The sequence below is a fragment of the Pseudomonas sp. NPDC087612 genome (assembly GCF_044743505.1).
Lineage (GTDB): Bacteria > Pseudomonadota > Gammaproteobacteria > Pseudomonadales > Pseudomonadaceae > Aquipseudomonas.
In genome coordinates this window covers 482,563-504,738 of the sequence record NZ_JBIUWO010000003.1, presented here as the reverse complement: position 1 = coordinate 504,738, position 22,176 = coordinate 482,563, and the positions used below count along the sequence as shown (strand labels likewise).

Below are 22,176 nucleotides of genomic sequence, written 5' to 3'. Positions count from 1 at the left end.
CGCTTTTGCGTCTGGAATTCTTTTATGCCCGCGTCATTTCAGCCCGACTCCCTACGTGCCAGCCTGACCTCCCTGGCGGCGCGGCAGCCGCTGTCGACGCAGGGCCAGGCCTATCAGCGCTTCTACGGGCTGGATCTGCCCGCCCGCGAAGAGGCCCCGCAGAGCTGGCTCGGGCGCTTCGACGCCGCAGGTTTCGAGGTGGTCGGCCAGGTGTGGCTGCCGGCAGCGCCAGTGGCAACGCTGATTCTGCTGCATGGCTTTTATGATCACATGGGCCTGTACCGGCATGTCATCGACTGGGCGCTGGACCAGCACTATGCGGTGATTTCCTGCGACCTGCCGGGGCACGGGCTGTCCAGCGGCGAGCGGGCCAGCATCGATGATTTCAGCGCCTACCAGCAGGTGCTGCATGCGTTGTTCGAGCAGGCCCGCAGCCTTGAGTTGCCGCAGCCCTGGCACCTGTTCGGGCAGAGCACCGGTGGCGCCATCGTCGTCGACCATCTGCTGCATCACGGCGCCCAGAGCCCGGCCCAGGGTGAGGTGATCCTGCTGGCGCCGCTGGTACGGCCACGGGCCTGGCGCTGGTCGAAGTTCAGCTACCGGGTACTCAAGCCGTTCGTCAACGGTATCGAGCGGCGCTTCAGCGAGAACAGCAACGACCCGACCTTCTTGCCGTTCCTGCTGGCCGACCCGCTGCAGCCAAGGCGCCTGCCGACGGCCTGGGTCGGGGCGCTGCTCGATTGGGTCAAGCGTATCGAGGCGGCGCCGCTCAGCCCGCGCCAGCCGCTGATCATCCAGGGCGAATGCGACATGACCGTCGATTGGCCGTACAACCTCAAGGTGCTGGGGGAGAAGTTCGCCGCGCCGCGGATCCTGATGATCCCCGAAGCGCGGCATCACCTGGCCAACGAGCTGCCGGCGATTCGCGCGCGCTATTTCGAGTTCATCGACCAGCGCCTGGGCTGATCACTTCAGCTGCGAGGTTTCCTGGCCCACCGCAAGGCCGGCGCGGATCGCCGCCAGGGCCGCCTTGTAGTACGCCTTGCCTTCATCAGACTCGGCAAAGGTGGCGAACTCTTCAAGCTCGGCATCGGACAAGTCGCGATAGACGTACAGCAGGGTGTTGTTCAGCTCGCTGCCGATCTGCTCCATCAGACGCTGGCGCTGGCCGTCGAGCAGGCCCTGGGCCTGACCGCCACCAAGCAGGCCGGGGATCATCTGGCTGAGGCTGTCGGCGGCGACCCCGGCAATCGCCAGGCTCACTTCGGCACCGGCTTCACGGGCCGGCAGGGCCTGGGCCAGGTGGCCGATGATCAGCAGGCGGTTGTCGCTGGCCTGGACCTTGGGCAGGCCCTTGGCATTCTTGGCCAACTGGTCGCGACGGGTGGCGAGCAGTTCGGCGGCGACGATCTTGCGCCCCAGCGGCGACTGGAAGAACGCCAGGGCCGGCGCTGGATCGCTGAGATTGGCGCGCAATTGGGCCTCGGCGCGTTTATCCACGGCCTGGGCCTGGAAGCGCTGATTGCTGTTATTGACCAGCGCCTGGTAAACCGCAGGCGGCAGGCTGTTGCGATAGCGCTGCTGGGCGGCATCGAGGGCATCGGTAAAGTGGGCGCGCTGCTCGGGCCAGCCGGCGACCTTGTAGAGTTGGTCGAGGCTGTCTGCCCAGACAGGCGTGGTGCAGATCATCATCAGCAGTAAAAACAAACGGCGCATTCAGGACTCCTGTCGGCAGGGCGCTATTGTCCTTGCCATGGCGGGGCTTTGTCGAGAAGCCATTGCATACTCTCGGCCAAGTGGCGCTGTCGGATTTCGCAGCAGATCGATACTATGCGCGACATGCACATATCCCCTGATGACCCCCTGCTGTTGCGCATCGTCGACGACCTGGCCACCCGTGGCTGGTCGCAGCAAGATACCTTTCTTCCAGAGCCTCTGACCCTGGCGCTGGCGGCCGAGTGCCGCAAACGCGCCGCCGAGGGCGAGCTGGAACCGGCAGCCGTGGGTCGGGGCGTTGCCCAGGAGGTCCGCGAGGGCATCCGCGGCGACCGCATCCAGTGGCTGGAGCCCGGCCAGGCCGAGCCTTGCGACCACTACCTGGCGCTGATGGACAGCCTGCGCCTGGCCCTCAATCGCGGGCTGTTCCTCGGTCTTGAGGACTTCGAGTGCCACTTCGCCCTGTATCCGCCGGGTGCCTTTTATCGCAAACATCTTGACCGCTTTCGCGACGACGACCGGCGCATGGTTTCGGCGGTGATCTACCTCAATGAAGGCTGGCAGCCCGAACATGGCGGCCAGCTACGCATGACCCTCAAGGGTGAGGTCGAGCACGACGTGCCACCGATCGGCGGTTGCCTGGTGATATTCCTTTCCGGCGAAGTCCCCCACGAAGTGCTGCCGGCCCACCGCGACCGCCTGTCCTTGACCGGCTGGTTCCGCCGCCGCGGCAACGAGCCGTTCTGAGATGCACAAGGTCCTGGTCAGTGCCTGCCTGCTCGGCCAGCCGGTGCGCTATGACGGACGCGCCAGCGGCCATCCGGAATTGCTCCAGCAATGGCAAAACCAGGGGCGCATCGTGCCTTTGTGCCCTGAAGTGGCCGGCGGCTTGCCAACGCCACGGCCACCGGCGGAGATCCCCGGTGGCCAGGGCGCAGCGGTGCTCGAAGGTGACACGCAGGTACTGACCGTCACGGGCGAGGATGTCAGTGTGCAATTTCTGGCCGGTGCGCAGCGGGCGCTGGAGCTGGTGCGGCGGCATGGCATCCGTATCGCGGTGCTCAAGTCAGGCAGTCCTTCGTGTGGCAATCTGCTGACTTATGACGGTACCTTCAGTGGCACCAAAGTCACCGGCGAAGGGGTGACTGTGGCGTTACTGCGCCGGGAAGGGGTGCAGGTGTTCAGTGAGCTGGAGCTTGAGGCGGCAGAGCAAGCCTTGAAACAGCTTTAACACCATCGCGGGGCAAGCCCGCTCCTACCGGGCCCGGTGGGAGCGGGCTTGCCCCGCGAAGCTTTTGTTACTTCGGCGGCTTGCTCGCATCCATCCCGAACCACTTCTGCGACAGCTCGCTCAAGCGGCCATCGGCCTTGATTCGCTGCAGGGCGTTGTCCACAGCGCTCTGGAACGCCGGGTTTCCCTTCTGAAACGGAATCGCCAGGGTCAGGATCGGGCCAACGGTGGCCCCCTTGCTCACCGCTTGCTGGCTGTCGCGGATGGCATAGGGCACCAGCAAACGGTCGCTGATGGCGGCATCGATCTGGTCGCTGGCCACGTCTTTGATCGGCTGCATGGCATCCGCGTAGCTGCGCAGGTCCACGCCTTCGACCACCCGCGCCTGCTCGGCGAACTGGCTGCCCTGGACCACGCCCAGGCTATGGCCCTTGAGGGCCTGGAGGGAACCCAGCGGGCGCTTTTCTTCCTTGCGCACGATCAGTTGGGCACTGGAATACGCGTAGGGCTCGCTGAAATCCAGGCGCTCCTTAAGCTCAGGGGTAGCGGCGATGTGGTTGATGGCGATGTCGTAGCTGCCGCTTTCAACGCCTTGCAGCAGGTCTTTGGCTTCAACCACGACAAACTCGGCGCGCACATCCAGTTCGTTGGCCAGCAACTGTCCAAGCTCGACTTCGAAGCCGCTCAGCTTGTCGTTTTCCTTGAAATTGAACGGCGCCATGTTGGCTTCTACGGCAATGCGCAGTTCACCGCGGTCGTTGACGTCGTCGATCAGCTCGGCCTGTGCCCATGGGCTGAGCAGGGTGGCAAGTAGTACCCCAATGGCAAAACGCATTTAAGCCCCTTGAATGCTTGGCAGTGAAATCGAGTCGCCGCGACTTTCTGGTGTTGTCACGGTCGAACACAACTTAAGACCACGTCAGGTGGAGGATGTTTAACGGGCGGCGAAATTTTTCTGTCACCGTTGTTAAACATGTTTTGACGCATTTGGACTATGGTAATCCACCGTTGCCGTTCGTTCAGTGGCAAGGGTTATTGAAGTAAAACACAGGAGAAGTGAATGAAAAGCCTATTTTCGCGTGCAGCCGTCGCCGGATTGCTGATGGGGGTCTCGGCCTTTGCCGCTGCCGCCGATGGCCTGAAAAGCCAGGAGCCGCCAAAAGCCGCCAAGGTCTTCATCGTTTCCCCGGCCGATGGCGCCACGGTCGACCAGACCTTCACCGTCAAATTCGGCATCGAGGGCATGGAGCTCAAGCCGGCGGGTGATCAGACCCCGCATAGCGGCCACCACCACTTGCTGGTGGACGTCGATCAAGAACCTGCAGCCGACCAGGTACTGCCAACCAGCCTGCTGCCGGAAAACAACGCGCCGCTGGCGGCGGGCCCGCAAGTGCTGCACTTCGGCAAGGCACAGACTGAAGTAAAACTGACCCTGACCCCGGGCAAGCACACCCTGCAACTGGTGCTGGGCGACAAGTTCCACGTGCCGTTCAAGCCAAGCGTCGAGTCGAAGAAGATCACCGTTACCGTCAAGTAAGGCGGGCATAAAAAAGGGAGGCCATCACGGCCTCCCTTTTTTGTCGCACGGAAAACTTAGAACAGAACGCGGGAACGGATAGTGCCCTTGATCTGTTGCAGTTTTTCTTGCGCCAGGTCCGAGTACTCGGCGTCAACGTCGATAACCACGTAACCGACTTTCTCGTTGGTCTGCAGGAACTGACCGGAGATGTTGATCCCGTTTTCGGCGAACACTTTGTTGATTTCGCTGAGTACACCCGGGATGTTTTCGTGGATGTGCAGCAGGCGGTGTTTGCCCGGGTGCGCCGGCAGGGCCACTTCAGGGAAGTTGACCGACGACACGGAAGTACCGTTGTCGCTGTACTTGACCAGCTTTTCGGCCACTTCCAGACCAATGTTGGCCTGGGCTTCAGCGGTGGAACCGCCGATGTGCGGGGTCAGGATCACGTTGTCCAGGCCACGCAGCGGGCTTTCGAATTGCTCATCGTTGGAGCGCGGCTCGACCGGGAACACGTCGATGGCGGCGCCAATCAGGTGCTTGTCCTTGATCGCCGCAGCCAGGTGATCCAGTTCGACCACGGTACCGCGGGCGGCGTTGATCAGGATCGAGCCCTTCTTCATCGCGCGGATTTCTTTCTCGCCGATCATCCACTGGGTGGATGGCAGCTCAGGCACGTGCAGCGAGACGATGTCGGCCAGGCCCAGCAGTTCGTTGAGGCTGGTGACCTGGGTCGCGTTGCCCAGTGGCAGCTTGGTCAGCGGGTCGAAGAAGAACACCTGCATGCCCAGGCTCTCGGCCAGGACCGACAGTTGCGTGCCGATCGAGCCGTAGCCGACGATGCCCAGCTTCTTGCCGCGGATCTCGAAGGAGTTGGCCGCGCTCTTGATCCAGCCGCCACGGTGGCAGGAAGCGTTTTTCTCGGGGATGCCGCGCAGCAGCAGGATCGCTTCGGCCAGCACCAGCTCGGCCACCGAGCGGGTGTTGGAGTACGGCGCGTTGAACACGGCGATACCGCGCTCACGAGCGGCGTTCAGGTCAACCTGGTTGGTACCGATGCAGAAACAGCCGACAGCGACCAGTTTCTTGGCGCAGTCGAAAACCTCTTCGGTCAGTTGAGTGCGCGAGCGGATGCCGATGAAGTGGGCATCAGCGATCTTTTCTTTCAACTCAGCGTCGGGCAGAGAACCGGTGAGGTACTCGATGCTGGTATACCCGGCGGCCTTGAGGACGTCCACGGCGGATTGGTGGACGCCTTCGAGAAGAAGGAACTTGATCTTGCTCTTATCGAGAGAAGTCTTGCTCATCTGCGTAAACCTGTGTCCCGGAGAAAAATGGCAGGGAAGTGAAGCTCTCGCAGCATCGGCCTGAAGCACGATCGGCGGGGGGCGTATGCTAGCATGAGTCCCCCCCGATACGCCCATCCCTGGGACGTGAAGAGTGCTCAGGGTGACTATGAATAGTTCGAGAGTTCTATCGATGACCGATTCTGCGCTGATTGATGAGCTGATGACCCTGGTAGAGCCCGGCAAGGTGCTGACCGATGCGGCCTCCCTTGAGGCTTACGGCAAGGACTGGACCAAGCACTTCGCCCCCGCGCCCTCGGCCATCGTCTTCCCCAAGAGCATCGACCAGGTCCAGGCCATCGTGCGCTGGGCCAACCGGCACAAGGTCGCCCTGGTGCCGTCGGGCGGTCGCACCGGGCTATCAGCTGCAGCGGTGGCGGCCAATGGCGAGGTGGTCGTGGCGTTCGACTACATGAACCAGATTCTCGATTTCAACGAGTTCGACCGCTCGGTGGTCTGTCAGCCGGGGGTGGTTACCCAGCAGCTACAGGATTTTGCCGAAGACAAGGGCCTCTACTACCCAGTGGACTTTGCCTCGGCAGGTTCCAGCCAGATTGGCGGCAATATCGGCACCAATGCCGGCGGGATCAAGGTTATTCGCTACGGCATGACCCGCAACTGGGTGGCCGGCCTCAAGGTCGTCACCGGCAAGGGCGACCTGCTCGAGCTGAACAAGGACCTGATCAAGAACGCCACCGGCTACGACCTGCGCCAGCTGTTCATCGGCGCCGAGGGCACCCTGGGCTTTGTGGTCGAGGCGACCATGCGCCTGGATCGGGCGCCGAACAACCTCACGGCGATGGTCCTCGGTACCCCGGATTTCGACTCGATCATGCCGGTGCTGCACGCGTTTCGCGCCAAGCTCGACCTGACAGCCTTCGAGTTCTTCTCCGACAAGGCCCTGGCCAAGATCATGGGCCGTGGCGACGTGCCGGCACCGTTCGAAACCGACTGCCCGTTCTATGTCTTGCTGGAGTTCGAAGCCAGCAACGAAGAGGTGGCCAATGATGCCCTGGCCACTTTCGAGCACTGCGTCGAGCAGGGCTGGGTGCTCGACGGCGTCATGAGCCAGAGCGAGCAGCAACTGCAGAACCTGTGGAAGTTGCGCGAGTACATCTCCGAGACCATCTCGCACTGGACCCCGTATAAGAACGACATTTCCGTGACCGTGTCCAAAGTACCGGCGTTTCTCAAGGATATCGACGCGATCGTCGCCGATAACTACCCGGACTTCGAAGTGGTCTGGTACGGCCACATCGGCGACGGCAACCTGCACCTGAACATCCTCAAGCCCGACAACCTGAGCAAGGACGAGTTCTTTGCCAAGTGCGCGACGGTCAACAAGTGGGTGTTCGAGACTGTCGAGAAGTACAACGGCTCGATCTCTGCCGAGCATGGCGTAGGCATGACCAAGCGCGACTACTTGACCTACAGCCGTTCGCCGGTCGAAATCGAATACATGAAAGCAGTGAAGGCGGCGTTCGATCCTAACGGGATCATGAACCCGGGCAAGATCTTCGCGGTCGAGTAAGCCACAGGCACAAGAGCATCCAATAGCGCCAGGAGTCGGTAATGAGCTATCAGCACCAGTATGTAGACGGCACGCGTATTCACTTTCCGCTGGGCAAGGTGGTGTGCATCGGGCGCAACTATGCAGAGCACGCCAAAGAGCTGGATAACCCGATCCCGAGTGAGCCGCTGCTGTTCATCAAGCCGGGTAGTTGCGTGGTGCCGCTCGACAGCGGCTTCAAGATCCCGACCGAGCGTGGCTCGGTGCACTACGAGACGGAAATTGCCGTATTGCTCGGCAAGTCGCTGTCTACCAGCCCCACAGAAGAAGAAGTGCTCGACGCCATCTCCGGCTTTGCCCCGGCCCTGGACCTGACCCTGCGCGACCTGCAGGCGCAACTCAAAGAGAAGGGCCTGCCGTGGGAGCGCTCCAAGTGCTTCGATGGCGCCTGCGTACTGCCGCCGTTCGTGCCGGTCGGTGCCTTTGAGGACCTGACCGACATCGGCATCCGCTTGACCCTCAACGGTGAGGTGCGCCAGGACGGCAACAGCGCGCTGATGCTTAACCCGATCGTGCCGATGATCCAGCACATGGCCACACAATTCTCGCTGCTGGCCGGCGACGTGATCCTCACCGGTACCCCGGTTGGCGTCGGCCCGCTCAACCCCGGCGACCAACTGGTGCTCGAACTGCCAGGCGTCAGCCGTTTCGAAAGCCAGGTGCTCTGAACCACCGACGTGGCAGCCAGAAATACTGGCTGCCATACTGCCCGTCGGCTTTTGCCATTTTTTTCACAATCGATCCGGATAATGCTTGCGGACCTGGCTCTGCGAAATGTGCCGGTACGGTGTTATCAACTGGCAAAAAGAGCACAAATCCATGGCCACTCCTCTTCCTTCGAGCAATTCCCTGCCGCCTGCGCGCAAGCGTGGCCTGGCCCTGCGCTGGTCCACCTGGCTGGTGGCCGCGGCGATCATCGGCTATGGCGTGGCGATCGCCATGCATTGGGATGACCGTGGCCTGCTCTGGTTGCAGGAGCGTTTCGAAAGTCAGAGCGAGCAACAGGCGAGCATCTGGTTGCCGGACTACCAGGTCGATATCGATGCCAAGGTCTTGCCGGGCATGGAGGACGATGAAGCTTCCGACCTGTCCTACAACCCGGTGAGCAAAACTCTGTTCGCGGTCATGGGCAAGAATCCCTTTCTGGTCGAACTGACCCTTGATGGCGACGTGCTGCGCAAGATGCCCCTGGTGGGCTGGAGCAACCCCGAGGGCGTGGCCGTGCTTGAAGGCGGGCGCCTGGCGATCGTCGACGAGCGCGATCACAAGATGACCATCGTCACCCTTGCTGCCGACACCAAGTCGCTGAATATCGCCGATTTCCCCCAATACGACCTCGGCCCCTCGGCAAACCAGAACAAGGCCTTCGAAGCCGTGGCCTGGGACCCTCTGCAGCAGCGCATCATCCTCGGCGAAGAGCGGCCGCCGGCATTGTTCACCTGGAAAAGCGACGGCCACAGCCCGCTGACCGGCGACAAGCAGCCGCTGCCAAGCGACGAACTGGACCTGCGCAACCTCTCGGCGCTGGGTGTCGACCCGCGCACCGGGCATCTGCTGGTGCTGTCGGCTGACTCCAACATGCTCCTGGAGCTGGACGAGAAGGGCGAGCAGGTCAGCTTCATGACCCTGCTGGGCGGCTTCAACGGCCTGAAGAAGCGAATTCCGCGCGCCGAAGGCGTGGCGATGGACGAACACGGCACGCTGTACATCGTCAGTGAGCCGGACTTGTTCTATCGTTTCAAAAAGCCGTGATTTCAGACTTTTCCTACGTCAGGATTTAAGTTTCGCTTCAGTTGAGTGTGGGAAGATTCAGGCTGTCACCCAAAGAGTCCACCTGAATGCGTCGCTACATCCGCCTGCCGCTGATTTTCCTGGTTGCGAGCCTGCTCGCCTTGCTCCTGGTCGCCGTTGCCGGGCAGCAATACCGTTTGTTCGAGCGCGGCTGGTTCAACCTCAAGACCTGGTGGCAGCCGTTCGAGCAGAGCATCGGCCTGGATCAATACCAGGTGGTGCTTGAGGCGCAACCCATCGAAGGCCTGGACGACGATATCTCGGCGCTGACCTTCGACCCTGACCGCAACAGCCTGTTCACCGTGACCAACAAGCGTTCCGAGCTGATCGAGCTGTCGCTGGACGGGCGTATCCTGAGGCGCGTGCCGTTGACCGGCTTTGGTGATCCGGAGGCGGTGGAGTACGTCGGCGCCAACAGCTACGTGATTACCGATGAGCGCGAGCAGCGCCTGATTCGCGTGCGCCTGACCGACAACACGCCGTTTCTCGACGCCAAGGATGCCGAACAGCTGACCCTGGGCATTGGCCTCAATGGCAACAAAGGCTTTGAGGGCCTGGCCTACGACTCGGCCGGCAAGCGTCTGTTCGTCGCCAAGGAGCGCGACCCGATGCTGATCTACGAGGTGCATGGCTTCCCCCACGACAACCCCGAGCAGCCGTATGCGGTGCATGTGGTGCAGGACCAAAAGCGTGATTCGCGGTTGTTTGTGCGTGATCTGTCGAGCTTGCAGTTCGATGAGCGCAGCGGCCACTTGCTGGCGCTGTCGGATGAGTCGCAACTGGTGCTGGAGCTGGATGTGCAGGGCAAGCCGTTGAGCACCTTGTCGCTGCGCAAGGGTTTTCAGGGCTTGAACAAGAGTGTGCCGCAGGCCGAAGGCATCGCCATGGACGATGCCGGGACCATTTACCTGGTCAGCGAGCCGAACCTGTTTTACGTGTTCAAGAAGCCGACCGAGTAAGCTTCATCGCTGGCAAGCCAGCTCCCACCAGCAGAACCTGTGGGAGCTGGCTTGCCAGCGATAGGCTGCAACGCCGCCCTCAATCAGATCAGGCCTTGAGGCTCTTGACCCCTTCCGAAGTCCCCAGCAACAGCAGATCCGCCGGGCGCGCCGCGAACAGGCCGTTGGTGACCACGCCGACAATCGCGTTGATCTGGCTTTCCAGCTCGACCGGGTTGGTGATCTGCAGGTTGTGCACATCGAGAATGATGTTGCCGTTATCGGTCAGCACACCCTCGCGGTACACCGGGTCGCCACCGAGCTTGACCAGCTGGCGGGCCACATGGCTGCGGGCCATGGGGATGACTTCGACCGGCAGCGGGAAGGCGCCCAGCACCGGTACCAGCTTGCTGGCGTCGGCGATGCAGATGAAGGTCTTGGCCACGGCGGCAACGATTTTCTCGCGGGTCAGGGCCGCGCCACCACCTTTGATCAGGTTCAAGTGCTCGTCACTTTCGTCGGCGCCGTCGACGTAGAACTCCAGGTCGCTGACAGTGTTCAGCTCGTACACCGGAATGCCATGACCCTTCAGGCGTGCCGCGGTCGCTTCGGAGCTGGCGACCGCGCCGTCGAAGGCGGTCTTGTGCTTGGCCAGGGCGTCAATGAAGCAGTTGGCGGTCGAGCCGGTGCCGACGCCGACGATGCTCTTGTCGTCGAGCTTGGGCAGAATGAAATCGACAGCGGCCTGGGCGACAGCCTGTTTGAGTTGGTCCTGGGTCATGCGGGCTCCGAAGCGGGGAGGAGTATCGTGAAGGCGCGTAGTATAGCGGCTAAAACCGCTGCCTTGCTGTGGTCGCCCGACAGGGCGCTGGGGTAGACTCGCAAACCCCGCCCAACCGCTCAGTGATGCTTTCCAGATGCTCGAACAGTACGTCAAGAAGATCCTCACCTCGCGCGTTTACGACGTCGCCGTCGAAACTCCGTTGCAGACCGCCGGCCAGCTGAGCAAGCGTCTGGGCAACAACATCCTGCTCAAGCGTGAAGACTTGCAGCCGGTGTTCTCGTTCAAGATTCGCGGTGCCTATAACAAGCTGGCCCAGCTCAGTGCTGAGGAACTGGCCCGTGGCGTAGTCACCGCATCGGCTGGCAACCATGCCCAGGGCGTGGCCCTGGCGGCCCGTGAGTTGGGGATCAAGGCTACCATCGTGATGCCCAAGACCACCCCCGAGATCAAGATCGAAGGCGTGCGTTCGCGCGGCGGCAAGGTGGTGCTGCACGGTGACTCGTTCCCGGAAGCGCTGGCTTATTCGCTGAAGCTGGTGGACGAGAAGGGCTATGTCTACATCCACCCCTATGACGATCCGCACACCATTGCCGGGCAGGGCACCGTGGCCATGGAAATCCTTCGTCAGCACCCGGGGCAACTGGACGCGATCTTCGTCCCGGTTGGTGGTGGCGGCCTGATTGCCGGCATCGCCGCCTACGTGAAGTACCTGCGCCCGGACATCAAAGTGATCGGCGTCGAGCCGGACGACTCCAACTGCCTGCAGGCCGCCATGGCTGCGGGTGAACGCGTGGTATTGCCGCAGGTCGGGCTGTTTGCCGATGGCGTGGCGGTGGCGCAGATCGGCCAGCACACCTTTGACATCTGCAAGGACTACGTCGACGCGGTGATTACCGTCAGTACCGACGAGATCTGCGCAGCCATCAAGGATATCTACGACGATACCCGCTCGATCACCGAACCTGCCGGGGCTCTGGGTGTTGCCGGGATCAAGAAGTATGTCGAACTCAATGGCGTGGCCGGCCAGACCCTGGTGGCCATCGACTCCGGCGCCAACGTCAACTTCGACCGCTTGCGCCATGTTGCCGAGCGCGCCGAGCTGGGCGAGGGCCGCGAAGCCATCATCGCCGTGACCATCCCCGAGCAGCCGGGCAGCTTCAAGGCCTTCTGCGAGGCGGTGGGCAAGCGCCAGATCACCGAATTCAACTACCGCTACCATGCCGACGGCGAAGCGCACATCTTCGTTGGCGTGCAGACCCATCCGGATACCGACCCGCGTAGCGCGCTGATCCAGAGCCTGACCGAGCAAGGCTTCCCGGTGCTCGACCTGACCGACAACGAGCTGGCCAAGCTGCATATCCGCCACATGGTCGGCGGCCATGCGGCGCGGGTCAGCGACGAGCTGGTGCTGCGTTTCGAGTTCCCGGAGCGTCCGGGGGCGCTGTTCAACTTCCTCAACAAGCTGGGCGGGCGCTGGAACATCTCGATGTTCCACTACCGCAACCATGGCGCGGCCGATGGTCGCGTGGTCGCCGGCCTGCAGGTACCGGATGATGAGCGCCACCTGGTGCCGGCGGCGCTGGCCAAGATTGGCTACCCGTACTGGGACGAAACCGATAACCCGGCGTACCGGCTGTTCCTGGGCTGAGCGTCTACGCTGTTGGGCAACGCCTGAGGAAGAAATAAGAAATGGAACTGCTGACTACCCTGAAAACCGCCCACATCCTGGCCACCGTGTTGCTGCTGGGCAGCGCCCTGGGGCTGGCGATCTGGACCTTTATTGCGCGCCGCAAGGGCGATGCCAGTGCCCACACCCGGCTGATGGCCCGGCCGCTGGTGTTTGTCTGGCTGTTGATGGGCATCTGTCTGGTAAGCATGCCGTTCACCGGCTGGTGGCTGGTGCACCTGATTGGCTGGCCGCTGGGCCAGACTTGGGTGCTGGGGTCCAGCGTGATCTACACCTTCGGGGCGTTCAGCTGGTTCTGGCTGCTGGCGCGGGTCAACCGCCTGCGCACGGCGCCGGCCGTGGGCAACCCGAAGTTCACCCTGGCGCTGGCGGTGTTCAGCGGTGTCTGTTTTATCGCCATCGCCGGGCTGATGGGTGCCAAGCCGGTCTGATCATGCGGGCTTCGGTGGGAGCGGGCAGTCGCTCCCATAGCGGCGATCAATCGCGCAGGCTGATCACCGGCCAACCGCGCTTTTCAGCTTCGGCGCGCAGGTTCGGGTCCGGATCGACGGCGACCGGGTTGGCCACCTTCTCCAGCAGCGGCAGGTCGTTCATCGAGTCGCTGTAGAAGTAGCTGTCGTCCAGGCTGTAGCCGTTTTCCAGCAACCAACGGTTCAGACGCGTCACTTTGCCTTCACGGAAGCAGGGTATATCGGTACTGCGCCCGCTGAAACGGCCGTCGACCATTTCGCATTCGGTCGCCAGCAGGGTCTGTACGCCCAGGCGCTTGGCGATCGGGCCGGTGATGAAACGGTTGGTGGCGGTGATGATCACCAGTTTGTCGCCGGCATCCTGGTGCTTTTTCAGCAGGGCCAGGGCCTTGGGCAGGATGATCGGCTCGACGCAGTCGCGCATGAAGTCGCGATGCCATTCGTCGAGTTGCGCCATTTCCGTGGTCGCGAGGATTTCCAGGCTGAAGTTCAGGTAGGCGTTCAGGTCCAGCTTGCCGGCCAGATAGTCCTGATAGAAGGCGTCGTTGCGGTTCTGGTACTCGACCGGGTCGAGAATGCCGCGTTCGCACAGGTAGTCACCCCAGGCGTGGTCGCTGTCGCCACCAAGGAGCGTGTTGTCCAGATCGAATAAAGCCAGGCGCATTTAAGTCACTCGCATAACATCTGAAAAGTCCCACAGAATACGGACTTTTCACATCGGTGCACATAAGGTAAACAGGCGCGTTGCTGGCCTTGTGACCTTTGTGGAACAATGCCGTGACATGCGTTTGCGAGGTTGCTGCCGTGATCGACCCCGATGGTTTTCGCCCCAATGTCGGGATCATTCTGACGAATGATCTTGGGCAGGTGCTATGGGCTCGACGGATCAACCAGGATGCCTGGCAGTTTCCCCAGGGAGGTATCAACCCCGAGGAAACGCCGGAAGATGCCCTGTACCGCGAGCTGAACGAAGAAGTGGGGCTGGAGCGAGATGATGTTGAAATTCTTGCCTGCACCCGCGGCTGGTTGCGTTATCGTTTACCCCAACGCCTGGTCCGTACCCACAGCCAACCGCTGTGCATCGGCCAGAAACAGAAATGGTTCCTGCTGCGCCTGGTCTCCAACGAGCAACGGGTGCGAATGGACTTGACCGGTAAACCGGAGTTCGACGGCTGGCGCTGGGTCAGCTATTGGTATCCGCTGGGCCAGGTGGTGACATTCAAGCGCGAGGTTTACCGCCGCGCTCTCAAAGAGCTTGCCCCGCGCCTGCTGGCGCGCGACTGACGACGGAGTTCGACCCCGAGCCATGCTCAATACGCTGCGCAAGATCGTCCAGGAAGTTAACTCCGCCAAGGATCTCAAGACGGCGTTGGGGATCATTGTGTTGCGCGTAAAAGAGGCCATGGGCAGTCAGGTCTGCTCCGTCTACCTGCTCGACCCCGAGACCAACCGCTTCGTGCTGATGGCTACCGAGGGCCTGAACAAGCGCTCGATCGGCAAGGTCAGCATGGCCCCCAACGAGGGCCTGGTGGGCCTGGTCGGCACGCGCGAAGAGCCGCTGAACCTGGAAAACGCCGCCGACCACCCGCGTTATCGCTACTTTGCTGAAACCGGCGAGGAGCGCTTTGCTTCCTTTCTCGGTGCGCCGATCATCCACCACCGTCGCGTGGTCGGGGTGTTGGTCATCCAGCAAAAGGAGCGGCGCCAGTTCGACGAGGGCGAAGAAGCCTTCCTGGTGACCATGAGCGCGCAGCTGGCCGGGGTTATCGCCCATGCCGAGGCCACCGGTTCGATCCGTGGCCTGGGCCGTCAGGGCAAGGGTATCCAGGAGGCCAAGTTCGTCGGTGTGCCCGGTTCACCCGGCGCTGCGGTGGGCAAGGCGGTGGTCATGTTGCCACCGGCCGACCTCGATGTGGTGCCGGACAAGACCGTTGATGACATCGACGCCGAACTGAAACTGTTCAACAACGCCCTGGAAGGGGTGCGCGAAGACATGCGCAACCTCTCCGCCAAACTCGCCACCCAGTTGCGCCCGGAAGAGCGCGCGCTGTTCGACGTCTACCTGATGATGCTCGAAGACGCGGCCCTGGGCGGTGAAGTGGTGCAGGTGATCAAGACCGGCCAGTGGGCCCAGGGCGCGCTGCGCCAGGTGGTCGGCGAGCACGTCAATCGTTTTGAGCTGATGGACGACGCCTACCTGCGCGAGAGGGCTTCGGACGTGAAGGATCTGGGCCGGCGACTGCTGGCCTACCTGCAGGAGGCCCGTCAGCTGTCGTTGGTCTATCCCGACAACACCATTCTCATCAGCGAAGAACTCACCCCGGCGATGCTCGGCGAAGTGCCGGAAGGCAAACTTGTCGGCCTGGTCTCGGTACTGGGCTCGGGCAACTCCCACGTTGCCATCCTGGCCCGGGCCATGGGCATTCCGACCGTCATGGGCCTGGTCGACCTGCCGTATTCCAAGGTCGACGGCATCGACATGATCGTCGATGGCTACAAGGGCGAGGTCTACACCAACCCCAGCGAAGTGCTGCGCAAGCAGTACGCCGAAGTCGTCGAAGAAGAACGCCAGCTGGCCCAGGGCCTTGACGCCCTGCGCGAACTGCCTTGCGTGACCCTCGATGGCCACCGCATGCCGTTGTGGGTCAACACCGGGCTGCTTGCCGATGTCGCTCGCGCCCAGCAGCGTGGCGCCGAAGGCGTCGGCCTGTACCGCACCGAAGTGCCGTTCATGATCAACCAGCGCTTCCCCAGTGAGAAGGAGCAGCTGGCGATCTATCGCGAGCAACTGGCGGCCTTCCATCCGCTGCCGGTGACCATGCGCAGCCTGGATATCGGCGGCGACAAGGCGCTGTCGTACTTCCCGATCAAGGAAGACAACCCGTTCCTCGGCTGGCGCGGTATTCGCGTCACCCTCGACCACCCGGAAATCTTCCTGGTGCAGACCCGCGCCATGCTCAAGGCCAGTGAAGGCCTGAACAACCTGCGCATTCTGCTGCCGATGATTTCCGGTATTCACGAACTCGAAGAAGCCCTGCACCTGATCCACCGGGCCTGGGGCGAAGTGCGCGACGAAGGCACCGACGTGCCGATGCCGCCGGTGGGGGTGATGATCGAAATCCCTGCGGCGGTGTACCAGACCCGCGAGCTGGCGCGCCAGGTGGACTTCCTCTCGGTCGGCTCAAACGACCTGACCCAGTATTTGCTGGCGGTCGACCGCAACAACCCGCGCGTCGCCGACCTCTATGACTACCTGCACCCGGCGGTGCTCCAGGCCCTGCAGAACGTGGTGCGCGATGCCCACGCCGAAGGTAAGCCGGTGAGCATCTGCGGCGAGATGGCCGGTGACCCGGCGGCGGCGGTGCTGCTGATGGCCATGGGTTTCGACAGCCTGTCGATGAACGCTACCAACCTGCCCAAGGTGAAGTGGATGTTGCGTCAGGTCAGCATGAGCAAGTCCAAGGAACTGCTGGCCCAGGCCATGGGCATCGACAACCCGCAAGTTATCCACAGCTCGCTGCAGCTGGCCCTGAAGAACCTGGGCCTGGCGCGGATGATCGGGCCAGGAGTGGGCAAGCCTTTGTGAGGTTTGGGGGCTGCTTTGCAGCCCATCGCTGGCTTGCCAGCGATAGCGTCAGACCTGCAAACACACCTCCCCCAGATGCCCGCCAAGCGGCCCAAAACTGCGCTCCACCATTTGCCGTCGGCCATCGGCCTCGACAATCAGCACGGTACTGGCCCGCGTCCCGTAGTTCTGGCTGGCAATGAACACGCTCGACAATAACCGCTCGGTACCCAGGCCGACGCCGGTCTCTGGCAGCTCGCTGTCTGCCGCCGGCAGGTTATCCCCAAGTAACTCCAGCAAGCGCTGCGGCTGTGGATCGGCCAGTTGCAATTGCAAGCCCGCACGCGCCTTGACCAGCTTTGGCCAGGGCGTATCCAGGCCGGCGTTGGACAACCCGTAAACCCCGGCGCCCAGCAGCTGCGGCGTGGCTTGCCGGGCATTCAGGTAACCCAGTTGCGTGCTGTCGGCGACCAGCAGGTTGAACCCCGAATATTGCTGGCTGCGGCTGGCCACCTGATCCAGGTAAGCCTCAACCCCAAGCTCCCCGCGCAAAAACGCCGCCACCAGCTCGCCGCGCGAGCGCGCGCCCTGGGGTTGCTGCGGGTCGCGGATATTGGTCAGCGCGGCAAAGCGGCCGTTGGGGCCGACCCCCAGCCAGGTGCCGCCGGCTTCCAGGTCGCGCCCGGCGTAAACCCCGGGCGCATCTTCCCAGGCCCCCAGTACGCGGCTGGGGCGGGCGTAGAACTCATCACGGTTGGCCGCGACGATCAGCGGCTGGGCATGCCCAGGCCGCCAGGCAAAGACGATCAGACACATAGGTGGACCTCTGTGTTTTTGCCCACTCTACCGATAGCGTCCGACGCGATCCATCGACTTAATGTGTCTTCACTAGAGCCGCAGGCCTACCTTCCGTTACCATGCCGGACTGAATTTACGGGGGCGACAATGGAATTCGTGCTCTATCTGGCGCTGGGCGCCTGCGCAGGCGTGCTGGCCGGGCTGTTTGGGGTTGGTGGCGGCATTATCATCGTGCCGGTGCTGGTGTTCAGTTTCACCCTGCAAGGCTTCGACGCGTCGGTGCTGACCCACCTGGCGGTGGGCACCTCGCTGGCGACCATTGTCTTCACCTCGGTCAATGCCATCCGCGAGCACCACCGCAAGGGCGCGGTGCAGTGGCCGATCTTTGTCTGGATGACCCTGGGGATCCTGGTCGGTGCGGGTATCGGTGCCAAGACCGCCTCGGCCATTCAGGGGCCAATGCTGCAAAAGATCATCGGCGTGTTCGCTCTGGTGATCGCCGTGCAGATGGCCCTCGACCTCAAGCCCAAGGCCAGCCGCGGCATCCCTGGCAAGCCCGGGCTGACCCTCGCCGGCAGCGTGATCGGCTGGGCCTCGGCGATCTTCGGCATTGGCGGCGGTTCGTTGACCGTGCCGTTCCTGACCTGGCGCAGCCTGCCGATGCAGCAGGCGGTGGCAACCTCGTCGGCCTGCGGCTTTCCGATTGCGGTGGCCAGCGCCCTGAGTTTCATCTGGCTCGGCTGGCACGACCCGCACCTGCCCGCCCATAGCCTGGGTTTTGTGTACCTGCCGGCGCTGCTGGGGATTGCCCTGACCAGCATGTTTTTCGCCCGCTTCGGCGCGCGCCTGGCACATAAACTGTCGCCACGCCTGCTCAAGCGGCTGTTCGCCGCGCTGCTGTTTTGCGTCGGTCTTAGCTTTTTGCTTTAACGAGAGGAGTCACCATGCTGCCTTATCCGCAGATAGATCCAGTAGCCCTTGACCTGAAATGGATCAAAATCCATTGGTACGGTCTGATGTACCTGGTCGGCATCGGCGGCGCCTGGCTGCTGGCCTCGCGTCGCCTGAACCGCTTCGACCCGACCTGGAGCCGCGAAAAACTCTCGGACCTGGTGTTCTGGCTGTCCATGGGCGTAATTGTCGGCGGGCGGTTGGGCTACGTGCTGTTTTATGACCTGCACGCCTACCTGGCCAACCCGACCTTGATCCTCGAAGTGTGGAAGGGCGGCATGTCGTTCCACGGCGGCTTTATCGGCGTGATGCTCGCCGCCTTGTGGTTCGGCAAGCGCAACAACAAGTCGTTCTTCGAGCTGATGGACTTCGTTGCGCCACTGGTACCGATCGGCCTCGGTGCGGGGCGTATCGGCAACTTCATCAACGCCGAGTTGTGGGGCAAGGCCACTGATGTGCCGTGGGCGATGGTCTTCCCGCCGTTCAGCGACCCGGCGCAGTTGCCGCGTCACCCGTCGCAGCTGTACCAGTTCGCCCTGGAAGGTGTGGCATTATTCCTGATCCTTTGGCTGTACTCGCGCAAACCGCGCCCGACCATGGCCGTTTCCGGCATGTTCGCGCTGTTCTACGGTATTTTCCGTTTCATCGTAGAGTTCGTGCGGGTACCCGATGCCCAGCTTGGCTACATCGCCTTCGGCTGGTTGACCATGGGTCAGTTGCTCTGCGTGCCGATGATTGTCGGTGGCATCTTCCTGATCTGGTGGGCCTACAACCGCAAACCCACGGTCAAGGCCGCCGTTTGAATTTCCACGGCAGGGCGATCCCCTGCCGTCTTTGCTACAGGTAAGCCATGAAACAGTATCTAGATCTGGTCCGCGACGTCATCGAAAACGGCACCCTTCAAGGTAACCGTACCGGTATCCGCACCATCAGCCTGCCTGGCGCCATGCTGCGCTTCGACCTGCAGAAGGGCTTCCCGGCCATCACCACCCGCAAGCTGGCGTTCAAGTCGGCTATCGGCGAGATGGTCGGCTTCCTGCGTGGCGTGAAGAACGCCGGCGAGTTCCGTGAGCTGGGCTGCAAGGTCTGGGATCAGAACGCCAACGAAAACGCCCAGTGGCTGGCCAACCCGTTTCGCCAGGGCCATGACGACCTCGGCGAGATCTACGGCGTGCAATGGCGCCAGTGGCCGGCCTACAAGCGCATCCCGCTGAGCAACCCGGCGGCCATCGAACTGGCCAAGAGCCAGGGCTTCCAGCAGATCGCCCAGGCCGAGGAAGACGGCGAAGCCTTCGTGGTGCTGTACAAGGCCATCGACCAGATCCGCCAGTGCATCGACACCATCCACAACGACCCGGGCAGCCGGCGCATCCTGTTCCACGGCTGGAACTGCGCGCAGCTCGACGAAATGGCCCTGCCGCCGTGCCACCTGCTGTACCAGTTCCACCCGAATGTCGAGACCAGGGAAATTTCCCTGACCCTCTACATCCGCTCCAACGACCTGGGCCTTGGCACGCCGTTCAACCTCACCGAAGGCGCCGCGCTGCTGTCGCTGATGGGCCGCCTGACCGGCTACACGCCGCGCTGGTTCACCTATTTCATCGGTGATGCGCACGTCTACGAAAACCACCTGGACATGCTGGGCGAACAGCTCAAACGCGAGCCGCTGGCTGCGCCGAAGCTGGTGATCAGTGATCGCGTGCCGGAGTTCGCCAAGACCGGCGTGTACGAGCCAGAGTGGCTGGAGAAGATCGAACCGAGCGACTTCAGCCTCGAAGGCTACGAGCACCACGCGCCAATGACGGCGCCGATGGCGGTCTGAGTTCTGCCACTGCAGAAACAACTGTCTGAATATGTAACTGTGGGAGCGGGCTTGCCCCGCGATAGCGATGAAACTGATAAATCGCTATCGCAAGGCAAGTTTGGCCAGCGCCCAGCCGCTCCCACTGCTATCAGGCCGTCTTCATCCCTAGATCCACATAATCGATGATCGCCTTCGTATCCGCTGAAGTAATAGACTTCTCGGAGCGTAGCATCGTCTTTTGGTTCGGTGCTCACAGTTTGGGGCGCAAGTCATTCGTTGTGAGCGATTCATTCGCCATAAGCTTCTATGAGTGCACGCACATTGGGACGATAACCGATCTTGTCGGTGACTCCCTCAGTATAGCCGAGTCGTTCGAGTAAGCTCCGGAAAGTATCTGGCGGATAGTAGCCGCCACCTTCAAGACTGTGCCCCTGTACTACCGCAATAGCACCAACGCTGAGCGGTGTGGCGCTTGATGTTCCGTTATAAGATCGAGTATAGCTTGCATTGTTTCCCGCTGACTGCAGGCCGCCATATCCGGTAGTTGTTACGTTTTCCCCCCATGAACTGATCATCGAGGTAATGTGTCCGAAGTTTGAGAATGAAAGCCTGCGGCCGGTACTTGAGCTGCATGCACCTGCCAGCATGCTGCCGCTATCTCCCCAATCGTTCATTACTCCAGGAGTGCTTAAATTGAGTCCCCCATTGCCAGCCGCAAGGATGACGGTAATATGTCTATTTGTAAGCACTTGGATCTTGTCCCAGTAGGACTTGTTATCTATCATGGGTAGTAGTTTGCCATCCCGGGAAAATTGATTGTCTATTCCCACAATGTCGCCATGTCTGGCGTCACGAACGATCCAGTCAATGTAGCTCGTATCGTAGAAGTAAAAGCTACAGTTGTATGATATGCCCGTCACTCCGAAGCCGTTATTTGTTCCCACAATACATCCAGTTGATGCGGTTCCATGGTTACAATCTTGGGTCTCTGGTCTGCTGCTCATCACGAAAACATTGCGCAGGTCTTCGTGGTTTCGATAGATGCCAAAGTCCAAGTGTCGTACGACGGCAAGCCGGCCATTTTTTCTTTCCCAGTGGTGGCGAACGTTCATTCCTCTGGTTGGGTCTAGGTAACCTTGTAATGAATTGAAGTTGGGGGTTGTAGAATTGTTGCTGGCATGTTGCTGTTCTTCCGTTGCAGGGGCTCCTGTCAGTGGAAGCTCTGGTGGTTGCATGTTTCTGGTGTCTGGCGTGACGGAGCAATATATAACGTAATCTAGAGTTTCTAACTCGGTGGCCACCGGGATCAGTTCGTCCGTGGCAATGGGGCCATCAATTCGATAAAAATCAGCAAAAGACTCGAGGCCCTTCTTTTTTGTGGTGGTGGGTGAAAAAACAAGATTGAAGGTGAGCCCCGATTTTAATCGGGCAAAGGTGGTCAGCGCACGAGAGGTTTCATTTTTCAGTTTTTCAAGTCCACCAGGATGAAATTTAACTTCAAGGAAGTGACTGGTGACGTTTTCATATAGGTAATGGCCGCCTTTAAGGCTTTTTTGCTGAGATCGAGTAGGTGGAGATTCAGGGAGAAGTGGAGAGCGAAATGCAGCATCAATTTCCATGGAGTCGCCAGTAAGGATTTTTCCATCGGATAGCTCCATGACAAAGCTTGCTTTGTAGTTTGCAGCGATTTGGTTTTCAAAGCAGATCGTCTCACCGTTTTCGCTTGAGTCGATTTCTGCGATTTTTTTTCCATCTCTATAGAGTTGGTACTTGGTGGTTTTAAAGGTTGTCATACCATTATATTTGACGTAAATGTTTCCGTCGAAATAAACGTTGCGATATATCATGAGGTCTGTTTGCATGAAAGGCGACTCCTTGAAAGGTAAAGTTGGCTCTCTCTTTTGTCGCGGGAGAGGGCTGTGCACAGGCTTGACTAAGTAAAGGCGTTTATCAACTGTCAGTTCTAACAGTTGACAAATAATGGATGTGATGCCTTGGTGCGCTATTTT

General features: G+C 61.2%; 22 protein-coding genes. 15 read left to right on the top strand and 7 right to left on the bottom strand.

Going from position 1 to position 22,176, the window contains the following annotated elements; genetic code table 11:
• The first annotated feature begins 24 nt into the window (after positions 1-24).
• A complete protein-coding gene (locus ACIOVF_RS08555) occupies positions 25-966 on the top strand; it encodes an alpha/beta hydrolase (protein ID WP_195885428.1) in 942 nt (313 codons plus the stop codon).
• On the opposite strand, the gene ACIOVF_RS08550 is transcribed toward ACIOVF_RS08555, so the two are convergent.
• A complete protein-coding gene (locus ACIOVF_RS08550) occupies positions 967-1,716 on the bottom strand; it encodes a DUF2059 domain-containing protein (RefSeq protein WP_038997712.1) in 750 nt (249 codons plus the stop codon).
• 114 nt (positions 1,717-1,830) lie between these two features.
• Between ACIOVF_RS08550 and ACIOVF_RS08545 the strand changes: the two genes are divergently transcribed.
• Positions 1,831-2,463, top strand: coding sequence for a 2OG-Fe(II) oxygenase (locus ACIOVF_RS08545; protein ID WP_258608833.1), 633 nt, complete (start codon positions 1,831-1,833; stop codon positions 2,461-2,463).
• Between the two features lies 1 nt (position 2,464).
• Positions 2,465-2,947, top strand: coding sequence for a DUF523 domain-containing protein (locus ACIOVF_RS08540; RefSeq protein ID WP_195885429.1), 483 nt, complete (start codon positions 2,465-2,467; stop codon positions 2,945-2,947).
• A 67-nt stretch (positions 2,948-3,014) separates the two neighbouring features.
• Here ACIOVF_RS08540 and ACIOVF_RS08535 read toward each other — a convergent pair whose 3' ends face one another.
• Positions 3,015-3,782 (bottom strand): transporter substrate-binding domain-containing protein, encoded by a 768-nt coding sequence (locus ACIOVF_RS08535; protein WP_045201800.1) that lies wholly within the window; start codon positions 3,780-3,782, stop codon positions 3,015-3,017.
• A gap of 225 nt (positions 3,783-4,007) precedes the next feature.
• Here ACIOVF_RS08535 and ACIOVF_RS08530 point away from each other — a divergent pair, with 225 nt between their 5' ends.
• A complete protein-coding gene (locus ACIOVF_RS08530) occupies positions 4,008-4,484 on the top strand; it encodes a DUF4399 domain-containing protein (protein WP_045201806.1) in 477 nt (158 codons plus the stop codon).
• Positions 4,485-4,540: 56 nt separating this feature from the next.
• Here ACIOVF_RS08530 and serA read toward each other — a convergent pair whose 3' ends face one another.
• Positions 4,541-5,770: a phosphoglycerate dehydrogenase gene (serA, locus tag ACIOVF_RS08525; protein WP_045201808.1), complete on the bottom strand. Its 1,230-nt coding sequence runs from the start codon at positions 5,768-5,770 to the stop codon at positions 4,541-4,543.
• 172 nt (positions 5,771-5,942) lie between these two features.
• Here serA and ACIOVF_RS08520 point away from each other — a divergent pair, with 172 nt between their 5' ends.
• The 4 genes from ACIOVF_RS08520 (at position 5,943) to ACIOVF_RS08505 (ending at position 10,129) form a co-directional block, all read left to right on the top strand.
• Entirely contained in the window at positions 5,943-7,340 is a 1,398-nt protein-coding gene (locus ACIOVF_RS08520; protein ID WP_045201810.1) for an FAD-binding oxidoreductase, read from the top strand.
• Positions 7,341-7,381: 41 nt separating this feature from the next.
• A complete protein-coding gene (locus tag ACIOVF_RS08515; protein ID WP_045201812.1) occupies positions 7,382-8,047 on the top strand; it encodes a fumarylacetoacetate hydrolase family protein in 666 nt (221 codons plus the stop codon).
• A gap of 151 nt (positions 8,048-8,198) precedes the next feature.
• Positions 8,199-9,131, top strand: a complete 933-nt coding sequence (locus tag ACIOVF_RS08510; RefSeq protein WP_213602750.1) for an SdiA-regulated domain-containing protein — start codon at positions 8,199-8,201, stop codon at positions 9,129-9,131.
• Between the two features lie 86 nt (positions 9,132-9,217).
• Positions 9,218-10,129, top strand: a complete 912-nt coding sequence (locus ACIOVF_RS08505; RefSeq protein ID WP_195885432.1) for an SdiA-regulated domain-containing protein — start codon at positions 9,218-9,220, stop codon at positions 10,127-10,129.
• An 88-nt stretch (positions 10,130-10,217) separates the two neighbouring features.
• Here the strand turns inward: ACIOVF_RS08505 and rpiA are convergent, their stop codons facing one another.
• Positions 10,218-10,889 (bottom strand): ribose-5-phosphate isomerase RpiA, encoded by a 672-nt coding sequence (gene rpiA / locus ACIOVF_RS08500; protein ID WP_010222132.1) that lies wholly within the window; start codon positions 10,887-10,889, stop codon positions 10,218-10,220.
• A 136-nt stretch (positions 10,890-11,025) separates the two neighbouring features.
• Here rpiA and ilvA point away from each other — a divergent pair, with 136 nt between their 5' ends.
• A complete protein-coding gene (gene ilvA, locus ACIOVF_RS08495; RefSeq protein ID WP_401288777.1) occupies positions 11,026-12,540 on the top strand; it encodes a threonine ammonia-lyase, biosynthetic in 1,515 nt (504 codons plus the stop codon).
• A gap of 41 nt (positions 12,541-12,581) precedes the next feature.
• On the top strand, positions 12,582-13,010 hold the full coding sequence (locus tag ACIOVF_RS08490; RefSeq protein ID WP_195885434.1) for a DUF2269 family protein: 429 nt from the start codon (positions 12,582-12,584) through the stop codon (positions 13,008-13,010).
• A 46-nt stretch (positions 13,011-13,056) separates the two neighbouring features.
• On the opposite strand, the gene ACIOVF_RS08485 is transcribed toward ACIOVF_RS08490, so the two are convergent.
• Complete coding sequence (locus ACIOVF_RS08485; protein WP_258608847.1) at positions 13,057-13,713, bottom strand: HAD family phosphatase; 657 nt, start codon at positions 13,711-13,713, stop codon at positions 13,057-13,059.
• A gap of 140 nt (positions 13,714-13,853) precedes the next feature.
• Here ACIOVF_RS08485 and ACIOVF_RS08480 point away from each other — a divergent pair, with 140 nt between their 5' ends.
• Together ACIOVF_RS08480 and ptsP are read left to right on the top strand one after the other, a co-directional pair.
• Complete coding sequence (locus tag ACIOVF_RS08480; protein WP_010222140.1) at positions 13,854-14,333, top strand: RNA pyrophosphohydrolase; 480 nt, start codon at positions 13,854-13,856, stop codon at positions 14,331-14,333.
• A 22-nt stretch (positions 14,334-14,355) separates the two neighbouring features.
• Complete coding sequence (gene ptsP / locus ACIOVF_RS08475) at positions 14,356-16,635, top strand: phosphoenolpyruvate--protein phosphotransferase (protein WP_045201822.1); 2,280 nt, start codon at positions 14,356-14,358, stop codon at positions 16,633-16,635.
• A gap of 48 nt (positions 16,636-16,683) precedes the next feature.
• Here ptsP and ACIOVF_RS08470 read toward each other — a convergent pair whose 3' ends face one another.
• Positions 16,684-17,430: an NRDE family protein gene (locus ACIOVF_RS08470; RefSeq protein ID WP_401288772.1), complete on the bottom strand. Its 747-nt coding sequence runs from the start codon at positions 17,428-17,430 to the stop codon at positions 16,684-16,686.
• Between the two features lie 129 nt (positions 17,431-17,559).
• Here ACIOVF_RS08470 and ACIOVF_RS08465 point away from each other — a divergent pair, with 129 nt between their 5' ends.
• The 3 genes from ACIOVF_RS08465 to ACIOVF_RS08455 are packed head-to-tail and all read left to right on the top strand — an operon-like array spanning position 17,560 to position 20,185.
• Positions 17,560-18,342 (top strand): sulfite exporter TauE/SafE family protein, encoded by a 783-nt coding sequence (locus tag ACIOVF_RS08465; protein WP_401288769.1) that lies wholly within the window; start codon positions 17,560-17,562, stop codon positions 18,340-18,342.
• A gap of 14 nt (positions 18,343-18,356) precedes the next feature.
• The gene (gene lgt / locus ACIOVF_RS08460; protein ID WP_045201832.1) at positions 18,357-19,166 is read left to right on the top strand and encodes a prolipoprotein diacylglyceryl transferase; all 810 of its coding nucleotides are present in this window, start codon (positions 18,357-18,359) and stop codon (positions 19,164-19,166) included.
• Between the two features lie 47 nt (positions 19,167-19,213).
• Complete coding sequence (locus tag ACIOVF_RS08455; protein ID WP_045201834.1) at positions 19,214-20,185, top strand: thymidylate synthase; 972 nt, start codon at positions 19,214-19,216, stop codon at positions 20,183-20,185.
• A 269-nt stretch (positions 20,186-20,454) separates the two neighbouring features.
• Here the strand turns inward: ACIOVF_RS08455 and ACIOVF_RS08450 are convergent, their stop codons facing one another.
• A complete protein-coding gene (locus ACIOVF_RS08450; protein ID WP_401288765.1) occupies positions 20,455-22,029 on the bottom strand; it encodes a S8 family serine peptidase in 1,575 nt (524 codons plus the stop codon).
• Between the last annotated feature and the right edge of the window lie 147 nt (positions 22,030-22,176).